This is a genomic window from Nitrospirota bacterium, assembly GCA_016194305.1.
Taxonomy (GTDB): domain Bacteria; phylum Nitrospirota; class Nitrospiria; order JACQBW01; family JACQBW01; genus JACQBW01.
In genome coordinates this window covers 13,679-31,824 of record JACQBW010000016.1, presented here as the reverse complement: position 1 = coordinate 31,824, position 18,146 = coordinate 13,679, and the positions used below count along the sequence as shown (strand labels likewise).

The window sequence follows — 18,146 nt, the reverse complement described above, 5'->3', positions numbered from 1 at the left end:
TTTTGCAGGTCGTTTCTTAATGAGCTTCCCTCCAGTTATGGCCGACTCCGATATCCACCGTAATCGGAACAGACAGTTTGATAATTTCTTCCATCTCTTTTCGGATAAACCCCTTTATTTCATCGAGGTCGTTTTCTGCGGCCTCAAATAATAACTCATCATGGATTTGTAAAACCATCTTTATTTTACCTTGCGACCCCCTGATCTTCTTTCCTATGGATACCATCGCAAGTTTGATGAGATCTGCTGCGCTCCCCTGAATAGGCGTATTAATTGCAAGTCTTTCACCGAACGAACGGACAGATGCGACAGGGCTGTTAAGTTCCGGAATCGACCTCCTTCTGTTTAGCAATGTGGTCACATACCCTTTTTCTTTTACCACCGCAATCGTCTGATCAATATAGTTCCTGACCCCGTGATACGCCTTAAAATAATTTTCAATATATTTCTTGGCTTCCGCAACGGTGATGCCGAGATCCGAGGCAAGACTAAACGCACCCATTCCGTACAGGATTCCGAAATTAATCGTCTTTGCGGCCCTTCGCATTTCACGGGTCACCGCATCCGGAGCCACCTGAAAAATCTGGGAGGCGGTTCTCCGGTGAATATCCTCTCCCTCTTTAAACGATTGGCTTAACTGGCGGTCCTGGGACAAATGGGCCAGAATTCTCAGTTCGATCTGATTGTAGTCGGCTGAAACCATCATCCAGCCGGGGTCCGCAATAAATGCATCCCTGACCCTCAATCCCCATTCCCCCCGGATGGGAATGTTTTGAAGATTGGGATTGTTGCTGGAGAGCCTTCCCGTTGCTGCGGTCACCTGATCAAAGGTCGTATGGAGACGTCCGGTCGAAGGCTTGACGAGCTTGGGCAGAACGTCGACATAAGTCGATTTCAGCTTCGTGAGCTGTCTGTAATTGAGAATTTCTCCAGGAAGTTCATTTTGAAGGGCGAGTTGGGTCAGAACCTTTTCATCCGTCGAGTAACCGGTCTTGGTTTTTTTCCCCGGTTTAAGATTAAGCCGTTCAAAAAGGATTTCAGCCAGCTGTTTTGGAGAATTGATGTTAAAGCGCTCTCCGGAAAGGCGGTAGATATTTTCAATGAGTCTTTCGATCTGGATTTCCAACTCCTTGGAAAGAGTCTCCAGAAGCGAAATGTCGAGTTTTATACCAGTCCATTCCATTTCCGCAAGGACAGTCACCAGCGGCATTTCCAGTTCAAAAAAAAGCCGGTTTAATTCAAACTTTTCAAGTTGAGAGGCGAGGACGTCTTTTAACTTTCCTAACAGCGAGACCGCTTCGCATGCAGAAGGTGCCGCCAGAGCCAGATCCATCGCCCTTTTCCTGTCATGAGGACCGTTCCAGTTCACCTGGAGATGCTCCATGGCAATCTCATCGAGAGCATGACGATGTTGATTGGGGTGAATAAGATAGGACGCAAGCATGGTGTCAAAATAAATCCCGTCAAGTTTCACGCCTTCTTTCTGAAGCAACAGGAAACAATACTTGAGGTCATGTCCTGTTTTCCGAATAGCGGGATCTTCCAGGAGATGTCTCATTTTTTCCGAATGAAAAAAGGGGCGATTTAGAAAGACAGGCAGAACGATTTCCTGCCCTCCAATTCCCAGAGCAAGACCCTGAAGAACTTCATCTTCTCCTTCAGATCGATTCGATACGGGAAACAGGATTATTTGCCCGGCCTCTTTTGCCTCGTTCAGGAACTGTTCCGCCTCATCGGAAGACCGGATCATTGTATATGCGAAATCACGGGCCGGGACCTCTTCGAAGGCCTTGATCAGAGAGAAAAACTCTAATTCCACAAATAGAATTTTGAGATTTTCAAGATTCGGAGGAACGACCTTCAAATCTTCGATTTCAACCGGAAGAGGGGCCTGAAGGTCAATAGTCGCCAGTTTTCGGCTCAGCCTCGCCGTTTCGGCATGCTGAATCAGATTCTCTTTCAATTTTGATGGCTTCATCTGAGCCAATAAATTCAACAGTTGCTCAATCGAGCCGTACTCCTTGATCAGCTTAACGGCTGTCTTCTCCCCAATTCCCGGAACACCCGGAATATTATCGCTTGCGTCTCCCATCAAACCCATGACATCTATGACTTTGTCCGGACCGACCCCAAAACGGCCGACAACCCCGTCTTCGTCAATCATTTTATCTTTCATCGGGTCGTAGATTGAAATATGGGGAGAAACCAGTTGCATCATATCTTTATCACCAGAGATGATGACCGCGTCGAAGTGATGGTCTGCCGCTTTCCTGGCGCAGGTACCGATTAAATCATCCGCTTCAAACCCCTCTTCCATCAGAAGAGGAATATTAAAGGCCCTTACGATCTTGTGAATATAAGGAATTTGAGGAATGAGACCGTCGGGCATGGGAGGACGGTGCGACTTGTATTCGGAGTAGGCAGCGGTCCGGTGTGTTGGGCCTTTGGGATCAAACACAACGGCCAGATAGTCCGGTTTCTTCTCCTTCAAGACACTCCGGAGCATGTTGACAAATCCAAATATGGCGTTGGTCGGAAAACCAGAGCTCGATTTTAAAGGAGGAACAGCAAAAAAGGCCCTATAGATGTACGAATTGCCGTCAATAAGGTAGAGGAGAGGGCGTTTTTGCATTTCGACAGTTTAACATACCTTTTTGAGACACTCAATCTACCCTTTAGCGTTTTTCATCAACACGGATTGAATTGACGGGTCGGGCATTCGCAATCTGATTGACTTTTCAAAATTCAGTGTGATAGGTCTAATGGGTCAATCCATTGGCAAAACAATCAACTCGTCGCGTGCGAATTCGCGATGAACATTTGAAGGGAGTGCTCAGATGGCCGATACAATCAGAAAAGTCGATTACTTTAAGATGGAAGTCCCCAATAAACCGGGTGAAGCGGCCAGAATTCTCGGAGCGCTTAAAAGTGAAGGGGTCAATTTACTCGCCTTCAGCGGATTCCCGGAAGGCCGTCGGGCCCAGCTGGACTTCATTCCCGAAGATACGAATGCATTTAAAATAGCGGCGAAAAAGGCAGGCCTGGCAGTGGGTGCCAGAAAATCGGGATTCTTCTTTCAGGGTGACGATCGCGTGGGCGCCATTGCGGATATTGTCACCCGATTGGGTGACGCTAAAATCAACATCACGGCAATCGATGCTCTTTGCGCAGGTGGAGGAAGATACGGGGCGATTCTGTGGGTAAAACCTGCAGATGTTGCGAAAACCGCAAAGGCCCTGGGAGCAGTTTAGCTGTTGACAGTGTGACGGGAGGACTTAACGGGCGAGGGGCTTTTCCGCTTTGAAAATTCCAAAACCTTTGAGAGTACGGCACGGTGAGATTCGCTCCCGACGATGGCCAGGGCCTGCTTCAATTTCGGAACAGGGGGGATCAGACCAGCATACTTTTCTTTCAGACGGAAGATCCGGTCTAACGATTCGGTGAGTCGTTCCTGGGTAAGTATATTTTTTTCAAAAGCGTTCAATATTCCCTCATAGGCCTCGATCTGAAGTGCTGCTTCTTTACAGACCAACAAAGTATCTGAGCCGGCTGATATCGCTCTGACCGCTGCCTCTTTGACCGAATAATGGTCCCGGATCGCCATCATTTCCAGGTCGTCGCTGATAACCAGACCGTCAAATCTCATTCCATTGCGCAAAATATTTGAAATAATGTTTTTCGAAAGAGAAGCGGGATGATCCGGATCAAGCTGCGTATAAAGGACGTGGGCCGTCATCACAGCTTCCAGACGGTTCGCGACCGCATGTTGAAACGGTTTCATTTCAAAATCGAGGAGCCGTTCCAGCGAGTGATCAATCCGGGGAAGGGTTTTGTGGGAATCCGTTGTCGTATCGCCATGGCCCGGAAAATGTTTTCCGCAGGGCATGACGCCGTTATCTTCATGCCCCATAATCAGGGCCAATCCATGCTTGCTCACTAAAGCGGGCGTTTCACCGAACGCACGGTCTCCGATAATGGGATTCTTTTTCTGGCTGTGGATGTCGAGTACGGGAGCAAAATTGACATTAATTCCGACTCCCTTGAGTTCTTTGGCGGTGACCTCACCGACACGATAGGTTAAAGAGATATCGTCCAGTTTCCCCAAGAATTCCATCGCCGGGAACAGGGTAAATTCCCTGGAAAGCCTCGAGACTCTCCCCCCCTCCTGATCAATGCCGATAAAGAGTGACCGGGGAGCGGATAATTTTTGAAGGTCTGATGTCAGCTTAACCAACTGCGGAAGGGATTCGATATTTCTCTTAAATAAGATGACGCCGCCGATTTTATATTTCTTGATCATCTCGATCAGCTCTTTTGATGGCTTTTTCCCTTCAAAACCGACAAAAAGAAATTGACCGATGAGATCTCTGATTTCCATATTAGCTTTCACCTTCTCGCGGCGGAATCCATCAAGAACTGGATTAACAATCGTACCCCGATGCCGCAATTTCCTTTCGGTATATAGGGATGATCTGATTCCGTCCAGGCTGTCCCGGCGATATCGAGATGAATCCACGGGGTTCCCTCTTCGACAAATTTGCTTAAGAACGCGGCCGCGGTAATGGTTCCTGCCCCGCGTCCCCCCGTATTTTTCATATCGGCCACATCGCTTTTGATCAGTTCGTAATATTTTTCCCAAAGAGGAAGCTCCCAGACTCTTTCTCCCGTTTTCTCACCTGCTTTCTTAAATCTCTCTTTTAGATCATCCGACGTTCCCAACATTCCAATGGCTTCTCCTCCCAGTGCGATGACCACCGCGCCGGTTAAGGTCGCCATATCGATAAGCGCTTCCGGTTTAAAACGGCGGGCATAGGTCAGGGCATCCGCCAGAATGAGTCGTCCTTCGGCATCGGTATTTATGACTTCGATAGTCTGTCCGGAAAGGGAGGTTAATATATCGCCCGGCTTGGTCGCTGTGCCGCTCGGAAGGTTTTCAGTCGCGGGGAGAATTCCGACGAGATTCATCGGCAACTTCAATTGGGCGGCCACTTTAATCGAGGAGAGGACCGCAGCCCCGCCTGACATATCCCCTTTCATCTGCTCCATCTTTTCGGCGGGTTTGAGCGAAATTCCGCCGGAATCAAATGTAATTGATTTTCCAACCAGAACGGTCGGACGCGCCTTAGCCATGGGCGAATATTCCAGGATAATAAACTTGGGAGGTTCCTCACTTCCTTTGGAAACTCCCAGGAAAGAGCCCATTTTAAGATCTTCCATATCTTCCCGTTCCAGGATGGTGATTTTCACCGGAAGTTCCCGGCCTATTTTGATCGCTTCTTCCGCAAGTCTTCCGGGCGTCACCACATTCGAAGGTTGATTCCCCAGATCTCTGGCAAGCATCACCCCTTCCGAAAGAATCTTGCCGACCTGGACCCCTTTCTTGACTTCAGACAATTTCTTCTCATCTTCTACCAGGAGGGTCCATTCCTCAACTTCGGACTTATCCTCCGAGGAGTCTGTTTTATACTGATTAAACTGATAAGATCCCAGAATGACACCTTCAACCATTGCCTGGACCCAGTCCCGCATTTTTTCCTTGATTAATAGATCAGATGAAATCGGAGATGAAAATTTCTTGAAACCCCGGCTCCGCATAAAGACAGCACCTTTGCCAAAGGCCTCCCTGAGTGTATTCAGCGTCGCCTTTTTCCGGGCGCCCAGACCGACCATCAGAAGCCGATGTGATTTAAGACCTCTCCGGGTCTGAAGGAGATAGAGCTCATTTGGTTTTCCTTTAAACTCGCCAGAGCGAAAAATTTCCGAGATCGCGCCATGCAACAGCTTATCAACGGATTTTACATTTCCTTCCAAACCTTTTTCGGAAAAGACCGGGAGGATAACGATCGGGTCTTCGGATTGAAAAATTTTCCCCTTAATGACTTTAATTTCCATTCTGACCTTTCGTTGATTGACTAAAACAATATTAGACGCCGCGCATTTCGGGGGACCATATCTCTTTGTGAAGCTGGAGCTGAAGACGGACCGGCAATCGATCCGCCAGAATCCATTCAGCCAGTTGCCGAGGATTTTGCTGGCCAAAAACAGGAGAAAAAATAACTTCCTGATCCGGCTTCCACTTGATCAAAACTTCCTTTGCCCATTCATAATCGTCCAGATTTGCGACGACAAATTTTAATTCATCCTCCTTTTTAAGCCGGGAGAAGTTTTTCCAGATCATCCTGTCGGCCATGTGGCTTCCGGGACATTTCACATCCATCACAATTCGGACTCTCGGATCGACGGGTCCGATATCGACTGCACCGCTGGTTTCAAGGAGGACTTTGAAATCTCGATCCAATAGGGTTTTCATCAGGACAAACGACTCTTTTTGAAGCAGCGGCTCTCCTCCCGTCACCTCCACAAGCCGGCATCCATATTTTTCAACCTGATCGATGATCTCTTCAACCGACATGGATTTTCCTTCTTCGAAGGCATATTCGGTATCGCACCAACTGCATCTTAAATGACATCCGGTCGTTCGGACAAAGACACAGGGGAGGCCTGAATAAGTAGATTCACCCTGAATACTGTAAAAGATTTCATTAATTATCATATCATTGATCGTCGATAGGGAATGACCTGCGGCATGCCCATTTTCTGGAATCCAATATTGACGGTCTAGTCGGCTGTCACCTGGAAGAGGCGGCGTTCTTCTGTTACGACGACCCCCATCCTTTTTGTAAATAGAAGATTATGGATTCCCGGAACTAACGCCTTAAATTCAAAAATACGGTTTCCTGCATCCACAGTCGTCGCTATGGTTGTTCGTTGAAAATCATCATCCAGCTTGCTTAAAACAAGAGGATCAAATTCGACATGCCATACATTTGCAGTCGTTCGATCTTCCCATAGCCGGATTGAAAATGGATGGTTCACCCGGGTGCGAATAATTTTCGGTTTCTGCTCAGTCACTGGCAATCGCCACCTCATTTCTGGATTGAAGGAGAATTCTTTTCTGGAGAAAATATATCTGAAATAGGGGTAACGGTCAAGTTTTTCAAACCCCGCCGAATGGCCGGTTGAACTGGATTCTTTCTCATCCGGGAAACCCAAAAATCTGCCGTAAACGGAAAGAAACCCCTTATGAATAAAAACAAAAAGATTAATTCAAATTCGTACTACGGTCTCTCCGAAACGTTAGAACGATGTGTAAAATAAAGGGCCAAGGCAACAAACAGGATGCCTCCTCCCAAATAGAGAATATGAAGGGGCTGCTCAAAAGTGGCATGAATCACATTCTTAAAAAAAGTCACGATCAATATCATCAATATTACTTTTGCCAGGCGATCTTTTAAATCATCCAGGTTCTTGATCAAAAGGATTCTGGAACCATACTGCGCATCTTTCTCGGCGTGATCGATCTTGCTGATAAACAACTCATATAAGCCCAGGGCAAAAATGAGTAATACCGTCGCGAGTAGATAATCATCCACCGCCCCGATAACCGTGCTCACGAGGTCATTGTGAAATTCATCCGGCATGTGCGTCACGACCTGCTCACTTCGGGCAAAGACATATTTTGAAACGACTTTTCCCAACATTCCAAAGACTTCGCCTGTCGCAAAGAAAAATAAAATAAAAGAGGAAACCAGGCTCGAAACAACCGCTGTCAAGACGATATACCGGCTTTTCCATAATAAATTCTCAAATAGCCACTCGAGTCGATTCATTCCACTCCACCCTGTTCCGGATCAATCCGATCCTAAGGATTCTTTATGAGAATTCTGTTTTTTGGATCTGTTTTCTGTTGAACAACCCACTCTTCGATCTTTTTTCTCAATTCCGGAATCATTTTCTCTGTTGCGTCGATTCCGGCTCTCATACAAAATTCTTTGCGGCTAAAGTCCATCATTCCGACCTCTCCGACACCCGGTTCAATCAGAATATCCGCGCCTAAAACCTTGAATTTTGAAATCTCGTACGACATAATGTTGACAGCCTGCAACGTAATATCGAGAATATTCGTTACATCTTTATTGATGACGTTTTTGCCGATATTGACAGCGATAACAATATCCGCTCCTTTTGCCCGGGCAACATCAACGGCCACATTATCGACGACCCCCCCGTCAACAAGGGTCATATTTTGATAAATGACAGGAGTGAATACGCCCGGAATTGAACTGCTCGCCCTGACCGCCCGTCCGACGGACCCGCGATCCAGCATGATCCTCTCTCCCGTCGCGAGATTGGTGGCGACCGCGGTAAAAGGAATTGAAAGATCCTCAATATTTTGCTTCTTCACCTTATTTTGAACAAATTTTTCCAGACGCTCTCCTTTTACCGGTCCGGTCGTCGAGGAAAAAACCGAAAAATCGAAAAGATCATCCTTTTCAAGTTTGAAAGCAATGACTTCGAGCTCAAAACTGCTTCGGGTATCTGCATAGATCGATCCGATCAGACTCCCCACACTGGTCCCCACAATCATGTCGATCGGGATCTTTTCCTGTTCCAGGGCACGAATGACACCCACATGGGCGAATCCCCTTGCCGCCCCTCCACCCAATACCAGGGCAATTTTAGGAACAGGAGAAGGGAGTTCAGGTTGAATAAGCGCCGGTTTCTTCGCAGTTACACATCCCGACAAGAAAACTCCGATTAATAGTGGACAGAAATAAATTCCAAATCTCATTCAACTCCTTCGCGAGTAGCACTTCACATAAACATAAAAAAAGTGATTTCAATCAGATTAGGTTAAAAGTGATCTATTTTCAAGAATAAAGAGGGTGGTCTCTGGACAAAAAGGTATGGTAAATTGGTCAAAATGAGATACGAAACCGATCGAGGAGAAAATAGATGGCGTTAAAAATTGTGGGAATGAAAGAAATATTTCAGATCTTTTCCGTCACGGATGAACTCGGCATTTCAAGGGAAATGATTGAGATACCGCTTGGTCCGGAACATCCCGGAAAAGTCCGTAAACTGAAGAATGGAAAATATGAAATTATCGTGGAATCGACCGATCCACTCGAAGAGTGGATTCTGAAATTCAAAGATGAGATTGCAAAACTCCATATAGGAGATTCTTCGGATAAATCGTCCTGATCGGCAGCACGTGTTTGGTGACCCAACTCACGACATTCGGCCTGTTTCCCCTCACGGACACGACCTAAAATCCTTTCCTGATCGTTTCTGCAAGATCATTCGCCATCGAATCAATCGCTCTTTTTTCTTCTCCTTCTATCATGATCCGGATGAGCGGCTCGGTTCCGGAGTATCGGACGAGGACGCGGCCCCTTTCCCCCAGCTTCCCTTCTACCACCGAAAGATGATTCAAGAACCCGTGAATCTCGCTCAATTCCTTTCTCTCTGCAACTTTTACATTCACCAGCACCTGCGGATAGAGCGTCATACACGAGGCCAACTCCGCCAGTGGTTTTCCGCTTTTCTTCATCAGTGACACCACCTGAAGCGCTGTGATTAAACCGTCACCGGTCGTATTGTAGTCAAGAAATATAATATGTCCCGACTGTTCTCCCCCGAAGTTATATCCCCCTTTAATCATCTTCTCCAGAACGTAGCGATCGCCCACCGGGGTCCTGATCAATTGAATACCCGACTTCTTGAGAACCACTTCCAGCCCCAAATTGCTCATGACTGTTGCGACAACCGTGTTTTGTTTCAATAAACCGTTCTTTTTTAACTCCAGCGCACAGGCAGCCATAACCTGGTCGCCGTCGACGATCTCGCCCCGATGATCCGAAAAAATAACCCTGTCGGCATCGCCGTCATGCGCAATGCCGATATCGGCGCCATGTTCCTTAACCAATTTTTGAATTTTGTCCGGATAGAGGGAACCGCACTCTTTATTGATATTCGTGCCATCCGGATTGTCGCCGATCACGATGATTTCGGCACCCAATTCCCTGAAAACCGATGGGGTCACCTTGTAAGCCGCGCCATGGGCACAATCGATCACGATCTTTAATCCTTGAAAATCCATCCCTTTCGGAACCGAGTTTTTGACAAACTCGATATATCTTCCCCGGGCATCATCGATTCGAAATGCCTTTCCGATTTCTGCCGCGGTCGGACGAATCGAGTCGATCTCGCCACTTTCGAGGAGATTTTCGATCTGCCGCTCCATTTCATCCGGCAGTTTCAAACCTTCTGGAGAGAAAAACTTGATTCCGTTATCTTCAAAGGGATTATGAGAGGCCGAGATGACGACTCCCGCATCCGCCCTCAGACTTCGCGTAATGAGTGCAATCGCGGGTGTCGGCATCGGACCCACCAGGAGAACATCTACGCCCATAGAACAGATTCCTGCTGTCAAGGCACTTTCCAGCATGTATCCGGACAAACGGGTATCCTTTCCGATGACGATCCGGTGCCGCCCTTTCTTAATCTTGAAAATGTAGGCAGCCGCCCGACCCAATTTTGTAATGGTTTCGCAGGTCATCGGCTCCACATTGGCGATTCCGCGGATTCCATCGGTTCCAAATATTTTTTTCATATTCATTTGATTTTCAAACCCGAACCTGAAATAAAATTAAAAAGCTTTGCCCAGTATAACAGAATTCTTGTCCGCTCTCGAACGAATTCATCTTGCAGGTCAAGGTCTGTGGCAATTTTCTCAAGGTCTACTCATTAAAAAAGATGTGCGGCCCATCTTGCAAGAGCTCTGTTATTTCTGGCCCAGGAGTGTTCGCAGACTCTCGAGAATTTCACTCGGCCTGGGCGGACAGCCGGGAATCGAAAGGTCAACCGGAATATGTTTATGTACCGGACCGGTCACGGCATAACATCCTTTAAACATCCCGCAGTTCATCGCGCAATCTCCCAGTGCAACGACCACTTTGGGATCAGGGGTCATCCGGTAAACATTCTTTAACGCGCTTTGCATGTTCACGGTCACGGGGCCGGTCACGACCAGGGCGTCGGCGTGCCGGGGCGACGCCGCAATCTGAATGCCAAACCGCTCTGCATCGTAAATTGAATTGATCAACGCGTTCATCTCCATTTCGCACCCGTTGCACGATCCGGTATCGACCTCGCGGATCGTCAGGGAACGCTTGAATAGCTTCATCTTTTTTTTAAGGGGATCAGAAATTTCAGGAGCCGGCATTCCTGATTCCGGATAGGTTCCGGTAACGATCCCCTTTCTTAAGCTCTTTTTTATAATTCGAAACATAAGTCTCCTTCAAAACCTATAAATCGTTGCCCGAATAGGACAGGTTAAAACTTTTATTGATCACCGGAAAGTCGGGAACAATATTTCCGAGCACCGCATATTGAAGCGCGGGCCAATTGACAAAGGATGGATCCCTCACCTTACATCGATGAATCATCCCATTTTCTCCGGCCATCACAAAATAAAGGATTTCGCCCCTCCATCCTTCTACCGCCGACAAGCTCCATTCTCCGGGACTTGCTTCTTTGTTCGAATCGACTGTCACAGATCCTCCGGGCAGCTCCTGGCAAATCCTCTGAATGATGGACAACGATTCAAAAGTCTCTTCGATTCGCACACGCACTCTTGCCCTGACATCGCCGTATTGAAAAACCGGTATTTTAATGTTTAGTTTGCCGTAAGCGGCAAAGGGATGGTCCCGACGGACATCGCGATCGATATTGGAGGCTCTGGCAACAACACCGACAGCCCCGTGATCTCTTGCAGTGCGCTCTTTCAGCAATCCGGTCGTCTCCAGCCGATCAGTGAGAGAAGCATTGACAAATAAGATATTTGAAAGTTCCCTGAAATCTTTTTCGATTTCACTCATCACGGATACGATTCCCTCGAGTTGAGCTTCTTCAAGGTCAAGAGTGACCCCGCCGATCCTGTTCACACCCCGCAGGAACCGGTGTCCTGCCAATCGATCATTCAGCTGCATGACCTGCTCCTTCATCCGGCCGCAGTGAGCCAGTGCGAGTGCATAGGCCGCATCGTTGCAGATTGCGCCAATATCGCCGAGGTGATTGTGGAGCCGTTCCATTTCCAGAAAGAGTGATCTGAGGTATTGCGCACGAAGAGGAACGTCAAGCGCAAGGAGAGACTCTACGGCCTGGCAATAACAGAGACTGTGTCCGTAGGTCGTATCCCCCGAGACTTTTTCCGCCAGCGGGACTCCGTTCAACAGGTGTAAATTTTCGAAGAGCTTTTCAATGCCCCGATGCTTCCAAAAGAGACGGATTTCCAACTGCATGATCGGCTCCCCGGCCACCGAAAATCGAAAATGACCGGGCTCGATAATTCCCGCGTGTATCGGTCCGACCGGCACTTCAAAAACCCCTTCACCTTCAATATGTCGATAAAGGTAAGTCCCGTCCTTTTGCTCCAGCGTCGTGTTCCAGGTAAAATCCTTTTTTAAAGGATGCGTCCCTTTGGGCCAATGTTCATGCCGCACCAACCGCCTCAGATCTGGATGACCATCCGCGATCAGACCGAACATATCCCGAATCTCCCTTTCATACCATTTGGCCCCGTGAATTCGGGGAGTGATCGATGGGTAGAGACGCTCCTTTCCCGATATATCCAGAGTGAGTATCATCCAGAATCCTTTCTTCATCAACGAAAAAAGGGTATAAATGCGGTAACTCTCCTTCATGGGACGCAGATCAGCCGCCCATTCCATGGACAAGGTCCCAGCCAGGTTGGGGTGGTGAATCAAATAGAGCGCAATCTCGGGAAGCGACTCCTTTCCGATATGATAGACAGGTATGCCAGTCACCATCTCACGGGAAAGGATCAGGTTTTTAAATCTCCTGGAAAATTCCTCAAGCGCTTCCCTGAATTCAGCCATGTCTTCCTCCGACTAAAATCGTCACAGCAAGATTCATGACTTCCTTCAACGACGGCGGAAGTACGATTCCCATGAAGAGAATCACAGCGATACTCATCAGGAGGGGAATATTGGCGACTTTGAAATAACGATCCGCTGGAGGGGATATCGAAGGGTTCCCCCAAAGCATGCCCAGGACGCGGAACATGAATCCCCCGAATACGATCAGGCTCACGAGGAGAAACAAGGATACAAGGGCAAGACTGCGGACTTCATTGGAAACGATGAGGGTCATGAATTTTCCAAAGTGAAAGGTGTCGGTATGATAAATCTGTGTGGCCAGAGCGGCGACCACCGAATATTCACTGACAAACATCGCAAAGGGGGGCATCCCGACCAGTGACAATCCTGCCGCCAGGAAAGCAAGCGCCGTCACGGGATCTCTTTTCGCCAGACCCGTTACCTTATTCATCTCTCGGGTTCCAAATAACGTGTGAATATTACCTGCTGCAAAGAAAGCCAGCGATTTGGAAATGGCATGATTGAAAAGATGAAACAGGGCTCCAAAGCTTCCGAGAAAACTGCCGATCCCGAATCCGATCGCCGAAATACCCATGTGTTCGATACTGGAATAGGCAAAGAGTTTCTTATAATCCCGCTGAACGAGGATAAATAGGGCCGCGACACCAAACGAAAGAAACCCGAACAAAATCAGGAGATATCCGGCAAATCCGGATGGCACAACCGCATCAACAACCGTCTTGACTCTTAACACCGCGTAAAAAGCAACCGTCTCCAAAACCCCCGCCAGCATGGCGGAAACAGGCGCCGGCGCCTCAGCGTAAGCCTCCGGCACCCAGGTATGCATCGGCACCCACCCTATTTTAGACCCATAGCCGATCAGTATAAAAATAAAGGCCAGTTTAATTGCATGGGAGTCAAGCTGGCCGGCTACCCGGATGAGCTCTGATATTTCAAGCGCCGCATTGGATTCGCCCAGCGCACGGGCGGAAGAAAGAAACATGAGAACGGTTCCAAAAAGAGCCAGGGCGATTCCGACCGAACAAAGAATCAGATATTTCCAACCCGCTTCAAGTGAAGATTTGAGCTTGAAGAAATTGATGAGAAAAGTCGTCGCCAAAGTCGTCCCTTCGATGGCAACCCAAAGAATACCGAGGTTGTTGGCAAGAATCGCCAATATCATCGTGAGCATAAACATATGAAAGAGAAAAAAATACCGGCTTAACCTTTTAGACGAAATATTCCCCTGAACAAGATGGCGGTTGAGATAGGACCATGCGTAAATGGAAGAGGTAAATCCAACTGACGTGACAATCAGGAGCACAAATAAAGACAAGGCATCCACAGCAAAAAAGCGATGAAAAACAAAAAATGAACCGTTCTTCAGGAGCTCCCGTGTCAGCAGAAACTGAAAGGCAGCCAGGATGACAATCGTCACAAAGTTAATGCCATGGAGTATTTTCGGAGTGCGAAATCCGAGGCTCAAAATCCCTGCAAGAAGAGGCGATATCAGCAGGATCAAAATCATTTGGGATACCGTCATTTTTCTACTCTTTCTTTCCTTTGAATTGGCTGACATCGATGGTATCAAACGCGTCCTGTATCCGGTTGGTAAAAATTCCGGTGATGATCGATGCCACGAGAACATCAAAAAGAATTCCAAGCTCCACAATCAGCGGCATGCCGTAAGCGGCAGCGATCGCTCCCAGGAAAATGCCGTTCTCGATGACCAGAAATCCAATCACCTGGGAAACCGCCTTTTTTCTTGAAATCATGGTAAAAAATCCAATTAAGATTATGGCCAGAGCGACCGCCAGAGAATCTTTTGTCAGCAGGAATCCGAGGGAAATGAGCGGCTGGGTCAGAGAAAAAGCGAGGATGACCAGCGCGCCGCAGATTAAGAGCGAAACAGGAATATTGATGTTGAGAACCAGCTCGCGCTTCACATTGAGATGTTCAATCACTTTTTTCAAAATGAGTGGAATGATCAACGCCTTGATCACGATGGTCAGAAGAGCCGCAACGTAAATGTGGTGTATGCCTGTTAAATAGGCGACCAAAGCCGCAATCAAACCCAAAAAGAGGGATTGAAGGGCAAAGAGATCCACACAAGCCGAAAGTCTTCGCTGGGAAACGATTGCAAAGGTGGTAACCAGGAGAAGCATCGAAAAAATATTCACAAACTGGGAACCGGTGTCCGGACGAAACATCGCTGAATCAGGCCCTCAAAATATAATAAAAAACAAGAGAAAGGAGCGAAAGAATGAACGCCACACCTAACAACTCCGTAATTCGAAACAGCCTGAGTTTGGCAAACATCGACTCAATGACACTGATCAAAACCCCGAGAAAGGAGACCTTGGCCAACCAGACACCGATACCAACGAACACGCCAGAAAGATTGATTTCAGTCGCAATTCCCCATGGCGCAAAAATATTGCTGATCAGGGTTAAGAAAAGGAGCAATTTTATTGCCGAGGCCCATTCAATGAGCGCCAGATAGCGGCCTGAATACTCCAGAATCATCCCTTCGTGAATCATCGTCAGTTCCAGATGGGTCGCCGGATTATCGACTGGCACACGGCCGGTTTCTGCAAGCGTCACAATAAATAATGCCGCCAGAGCCAAGAGATGCGGAGGAGGGTCGGACATGATTCCGCCTGAAAGGGTCATTTTGTGGACAATGGTGCTCAGATTGGTCGATCCGGCTGTCAGACCGACTGCGAAAATAGAGAGTATCATTGCGGGTTCTGTCAAGGCCGCCACAATCGCCTCCCGGCTGCTCCCCATCCCTCCAAAAGGGGAACCCGAATCCAAACCTGCCAGCATCAGGAAAAATGTTCCCAGGGCCAGAAGATAGACGACCGTAATGATGTCACCCGCAAAGTTAAAAGGCACCTGCGAAAGAAAAATCGGAACCAGGAGACTCGCAGTCAGGGTGGAAGAAAAAAGGATGTAAGGAGTCGCGATGAAGATCCACGAACTGTCGTGCGAGGAGACAATCTCCTTGCGAAAAAGTTTTACCAGATTGTAATAGGGTTGAATCAGAGCCGGGCCCCGGCGACACTGAAGTCGGGCTTTGATTTTACGTATGAGGCCGGAAACAAATGGAGATATCGCCAACACCAAAATGGCCTGAAAAAGCGTCAGGAATGTCATTTGAACTGTATTCAATAACAGGCTCCTTTTATCTCACCCATAAAAGGAGAATGATAAGGGTGAGCAAGATATACGCCAGATAAACATGAAGATTTCCGGCATGAATGATGCGAAAGCGGTCTGCCAGCTTCAGAAAAAACTGGACAACCGGATCATATAGATACAGCTGGAAGACCGGCTGAAAACTCAGATCAAATCTTTTTCGTTTTGCGAAATATCGGGATTGTTCCAGCATTTCCGTTTCAAGTTTTACCGTCGGGCGATAAATCATGCTGAAAATCTGGCGAATCGGCTGGACAAACCCGCTTGCCGTATACTCCATCCCCGAATGAAGTTTTAATCCGCATCCCCAGGTTCGGTAGAATCGTTTTCGAAGAGGTCCCCCGAGCGCCACCGCGAGGAAAAGAGTCGCCGGAATCACGCCTAACATGATCAGCGTCAATGCGGGCGTGGAAATACTCGCATATTTCGCTCCCATCGGCTCCAGTGTCCATCCGCCTTTTGAAATCATACTCCCTGCAACGGGCGTTTGAGTGAAAGGGGTAATTACGCGATCCAGTAACGGAACCACCCAGGCAGGAGCGAGTCCAAGAACCACGCAATACAGAGCCATGATTCCCATACCGATTCGCATCAGAAGAGGCACTTCGACGGCTTGCTTTGAACGGGCGCTTCGTGCCTTTGCCAGAAAACTGATTCCAAACGCCTTTGCAAAGCAGACCATGGCCAGGACCCCTGTGAGGGCGAGCATCGCCCCGCCAATCGGCAAGAAGATTTTCATCAGGAGATCGGGAATTTCAAAACTTAGGAAAAGTGACTGAAAAATCATCCATTCACTGACAAATCCGTTCGTCGGAGGGAGGGCTGAAATGGAGAGCGCCCCGATGAGGAAAAAGAGGGCTGTCCAGGGCATTTTGTGAATCAGGCCGCCATATTCCTCCATATTCCGGCTGTGGGTACTGTGCAGGACGGATCCTGCTCCCAGAAAAAGCAGGCCTTTAAACATGGCATGATTGATGGTGTGATACAAGCCCGCCAAAAGTCCCAGCGCAGCAAGGCTTTTTAGGCCGTAGGATTGAAAAATCATACTGCATCCTATGCCAATCAGGATGATTCCGATATTTTCGACGCTGTGATAGGCGAGCAGGCTTTTCAGATCATGTTCCATCAGCGCATACATGACCCCCAGCAGAGCTGAAATCGCTCCGATAACCAGGATAGTAAATCCCCACCACCAGGGGAAACCATTTCCGAGAAAGTCAAAATAGACCCTCACGAGTCCATAAATCGCAGTCTTGATCATCACGCCGGACATCAGCGCAGAGATATGAGATGGGGCGGCAGGATGCGCATAAGGGAGCCAAAGATGTAATGGGACAATCCCGGCCTTGGTTCCAAATCCAACGAGTGCGGTTAGAAATATCAGAGTCCGAATTGCCTGTGGCATGCCCGTTCCGGAAGCCCGAAAGGCCTCAAAGTCAAAAGTGCCGCTCTGCTGATAATACATGACGAAACAAATCATAATAAAAATTGTCCCGAAATGCGTCATGATGAAATAAAAGAATCCGGCATGGCGCGTCTCGGGCTTTTCATGCTCTGTGACCACCAAAAAATAAGAGACGAGCGACATGATTTCCCAAAGAATAAGAAAAAGAAAACCATTGTCCGCGGTGACCACCAGAGTCATCGAAAGAAGAAAAGCGTTAAAAAGCCCTCCGAGCAGACCCACAGGATATCGCCCTTCAAAGTTGCGGACATATTCAAAGGCATAAAGAGAGACCGCCATTCCCGACATCGAGATCAGAAGAATAAAGAATGCGGACAGAGGATCGAGCCTGAATTGAATCTCCACCAGAGGAAATGAAGAGGGAGAATAAAATATAGCCGGTGTGTCGAGACCCAGTGCAAAAACGGCCAGTATCAGCGAAACAACTGACCCGGCCCATGCCACGCCATGGGCAATGATATTTTGTAAATGAGGTCTTCGAGGAAAAAGGAAAGGAAGAATTGCGCCAGTTCCGTAAAGAAAGATGACCCACAGAAACAGCGTATGAGTGAGTTGCGAAGGATCTCTTGACACGGAAGAAGAGCTTAGCAGAAAGAAAACCTTTTTACCAGACCGGATTGTGGAATAAAGGAACGGAACCTAAACTGTGAATGCGGATTTGAATCGGGGGCAAAGAGCTCACCGGACTCCGCCCCTGCAGATTCCGAAAAGAGGTTACCTGCAGGAGGAGAACCGGA

General features: G+C 47.9%; 16 protein-coding genes. 2 read left to right on the top strand and 14 right to left on the bottom strand.

The window, feature by feature from the left end:
- Positions 1–16 precede the first annotated feature (16 nt).
- On the bottom strand, positions 17–2,632 hold the full coding sequence (polA, locus tag HY200_06090; protein MBI3594513.1) for a DNA polymerase I: 2,616 nt from the start codon (positions 2,630–2,632) through the stop codon (positions 17–19).
- Positions 2,633–2,837: 205 nt separating this feature from the next.
- On the opposite strand from polA, the gene HY200_06085 reads away from it, so the two are divergent.
- Positions 2,838–3,251, top strand: coding sequence for a hypothetical protein (locus HY200_06085; protein ID MBI3594512.1), 414 nt, complete (start codon positions 2,838–2,840; stop codon positions 3,249–3,251).
- On the opposite strand, the gene nagZ is transcribed toward HY200_06085, so the two are convergent.
- From nagZ to HY200_06055, 6 genes are all read right to left on the bottom strand, one after another.
- Positions 3,248–4,378: a beta-N-acetylhexosaminidase gene (gene nagZ, locus HY200_06080; GenBank protein MBI3594511.1), complete on the bottom strand. Its 1,131-nt coding sequence runs from the start codon at positions 4,376–4,378 to the stop codon at positions 3,248–3,250. The genes HY200_06085 and nagZ overlap by 4 nt on opposite strands.
- A gap of 8 nt (positions 4,379–4,386) precedes the next feature.
- The gene (locus HY200_06075) at positions 4,387–5,892 is read right to left on the bottom strand and encodes a leucyl aminopeptidase (protein MBI3594510.1); all 1,506 of its coding nucleotides are present in this window, start codon (positions 5,890–5,892) and stop codon (positions 4,387–4,389) included.
- Between the two features lie 31 nt (positions 5,893–5,923).
- Complete coding sequence (locus HY200_06070; protein MBI3594509.1) at positions 5,924–6,553, bottom strand: radical SAM protein; 630 nt, start codon at positions 6,551–6,553, stop codon at positions 5,924–5,926.
- Between the two features lie 65 nt (positions 6,554–6,618).
- Positions 6,619–7,053 (bottom strand): protease inhibitor I42 family protein, encoded by a 435-nt coding sequence (locus tag HY200_06065; GenBank protein MBI3594508.1) that lies wholly within the window; start codon positions 7,051–7,053, stop codon positions 6,619–6,621.
- A gap of 65 nt (positions 7,054–7,118) precedes the next feature.
- Positions 7,119–7,670: a YqhA family protein gene (locus HY200_06060; protein ID MBI3594507.1), complete on the bottom strand. Its 552-nt coding sequence runs from the start codon at positions 7,668–7,670 to the stop codon at positions 7,119–7,121.
- Positions 7,671–7,702: 32 nt separating this feature from the next.
- On the bottom strand, positions 7,703–8,632 hold the full coding sequence (locus HY200_06055; GenBank protein ID MBI3594506.1) for a patatin-like phospholipase family protein: 930 nt from the start codon (positions 8,630–8,632) through the stop codon (positions 7,703–7,705).
- A 164-nt stretch (positions 8,633–8,796) separates the two neighbouring features.
- On the opposite strand from HY200_06055, the gene HY200_06050 reads away from it, so the two are divergent.
- Positions 8,797–9,045 (top strand): hypothetical protein, encoded by a 249-nt coding sequence (locus HY200_06050; protein MBI3594505.1) that lies wholly within the window; start codon positions 8,797–8,799, stop codon positions 9,043–9,045.
- A gap of 64 nt (positions 9,046–9,109) precedes the next feature.
- Here HY200_06050 and HY200_06045 read toward each other — a convergent pair whose 3' ends face one another.
- The 7 genes from HY200_06045 to hyfB all read right to left on the bottom strand — a co-directional run bounded on the left by HY200_06045 (position 9,110) and on the right by hyfB (position 17,982).
- The gene (locus tag HY200_06045; GenBank protein MBI3594504.1) at positions 9,110–10,456 is read right to left on the bottom strand and encodes a phosphoglucosamine mutase; all 1,347 of its coding nucleotides are present in this window, start codon (positions 10,454–10,456) and stop codon (positions 9,110–9,112) included.
- A 171-nt stretch (positions 10,457–10,627) separates the two neighbouring features.
- Positions 10,628–11,134 (bottom strand): NADH-quinone oxidoreductase subunit B family protein, encoded by a 507-nt coding sequence (locus tag HY200_06040; protein MBI3594503.1) that lies wholly within the window; start codon positions 11,132–11,134, stop codon positions 10,628–10,630.
- A gap of 16 nt (positions 11,135–11,150) precedes the next feature.
- Positions 11,151–12,743, bottom strand: coding sequence for an NADH-quinone oxidoreductase subunit C (locus HY200_06035; GenBank protein ID MBI3594502.1), 1,593 nt, complete (start codon positions 12,741–12,743; stop codon positions 11,151–11,153).
- On the bottom strand, positions 12,736–14,286 hold the full coding sequence (locus tag HY200_06030; protein MBI3594501.1) for a hydrogenase 4 subunit F: 1,551 nt from the start codon (positions 14,284–14,286) through the stop codon (positions 12,736–12,738). Before HY200_06030 ends, HY200_06035 begins: the two co-directional genes overlap by 8 nt.
- 4 nt (positions 14,287–14,290) lie before the next feature.
- Positions 14,291–14,953 carry a hydrogenase gene (locus HY200_06025; GenBank protein ID MBI3594500.1) on the bottom strand — a complete coding sequence of 221 codons (663 nt, stop codon included), beginning with the start codon at positions 14,951–14,953 and terminating at the stop codon, positions 14,291–14,293.
- Positions 14,954–14,960: 7 nt separating this feature from the next.
- Complete coding sequence (locus HY200_06020; protein ID MBI3594499.1) at positions 14,961–15,902, bottom strand: respiratory chain complex I subunit 1 family protein; 942 nt, start codon at positions 15,900–15,902, stop codon at positions 14,961–14,963.
- A gap of 28 nt (positions 15,903–15,930) precedes the next feature.
- Positions 15,931–17,982 (bottom strand): hydrogenase 4 subunit B, encoded by a 2,052-nt coding sequence (gene hyfB / locus HY200_06015; GenBank protein MBI3594498.1) that lies wholly within the window; start codon positions 17,980–17,982, stop codon positions 15,931–15,933.
- Positions 17,983–18,146: the final 164 nt, after the last annotated feature.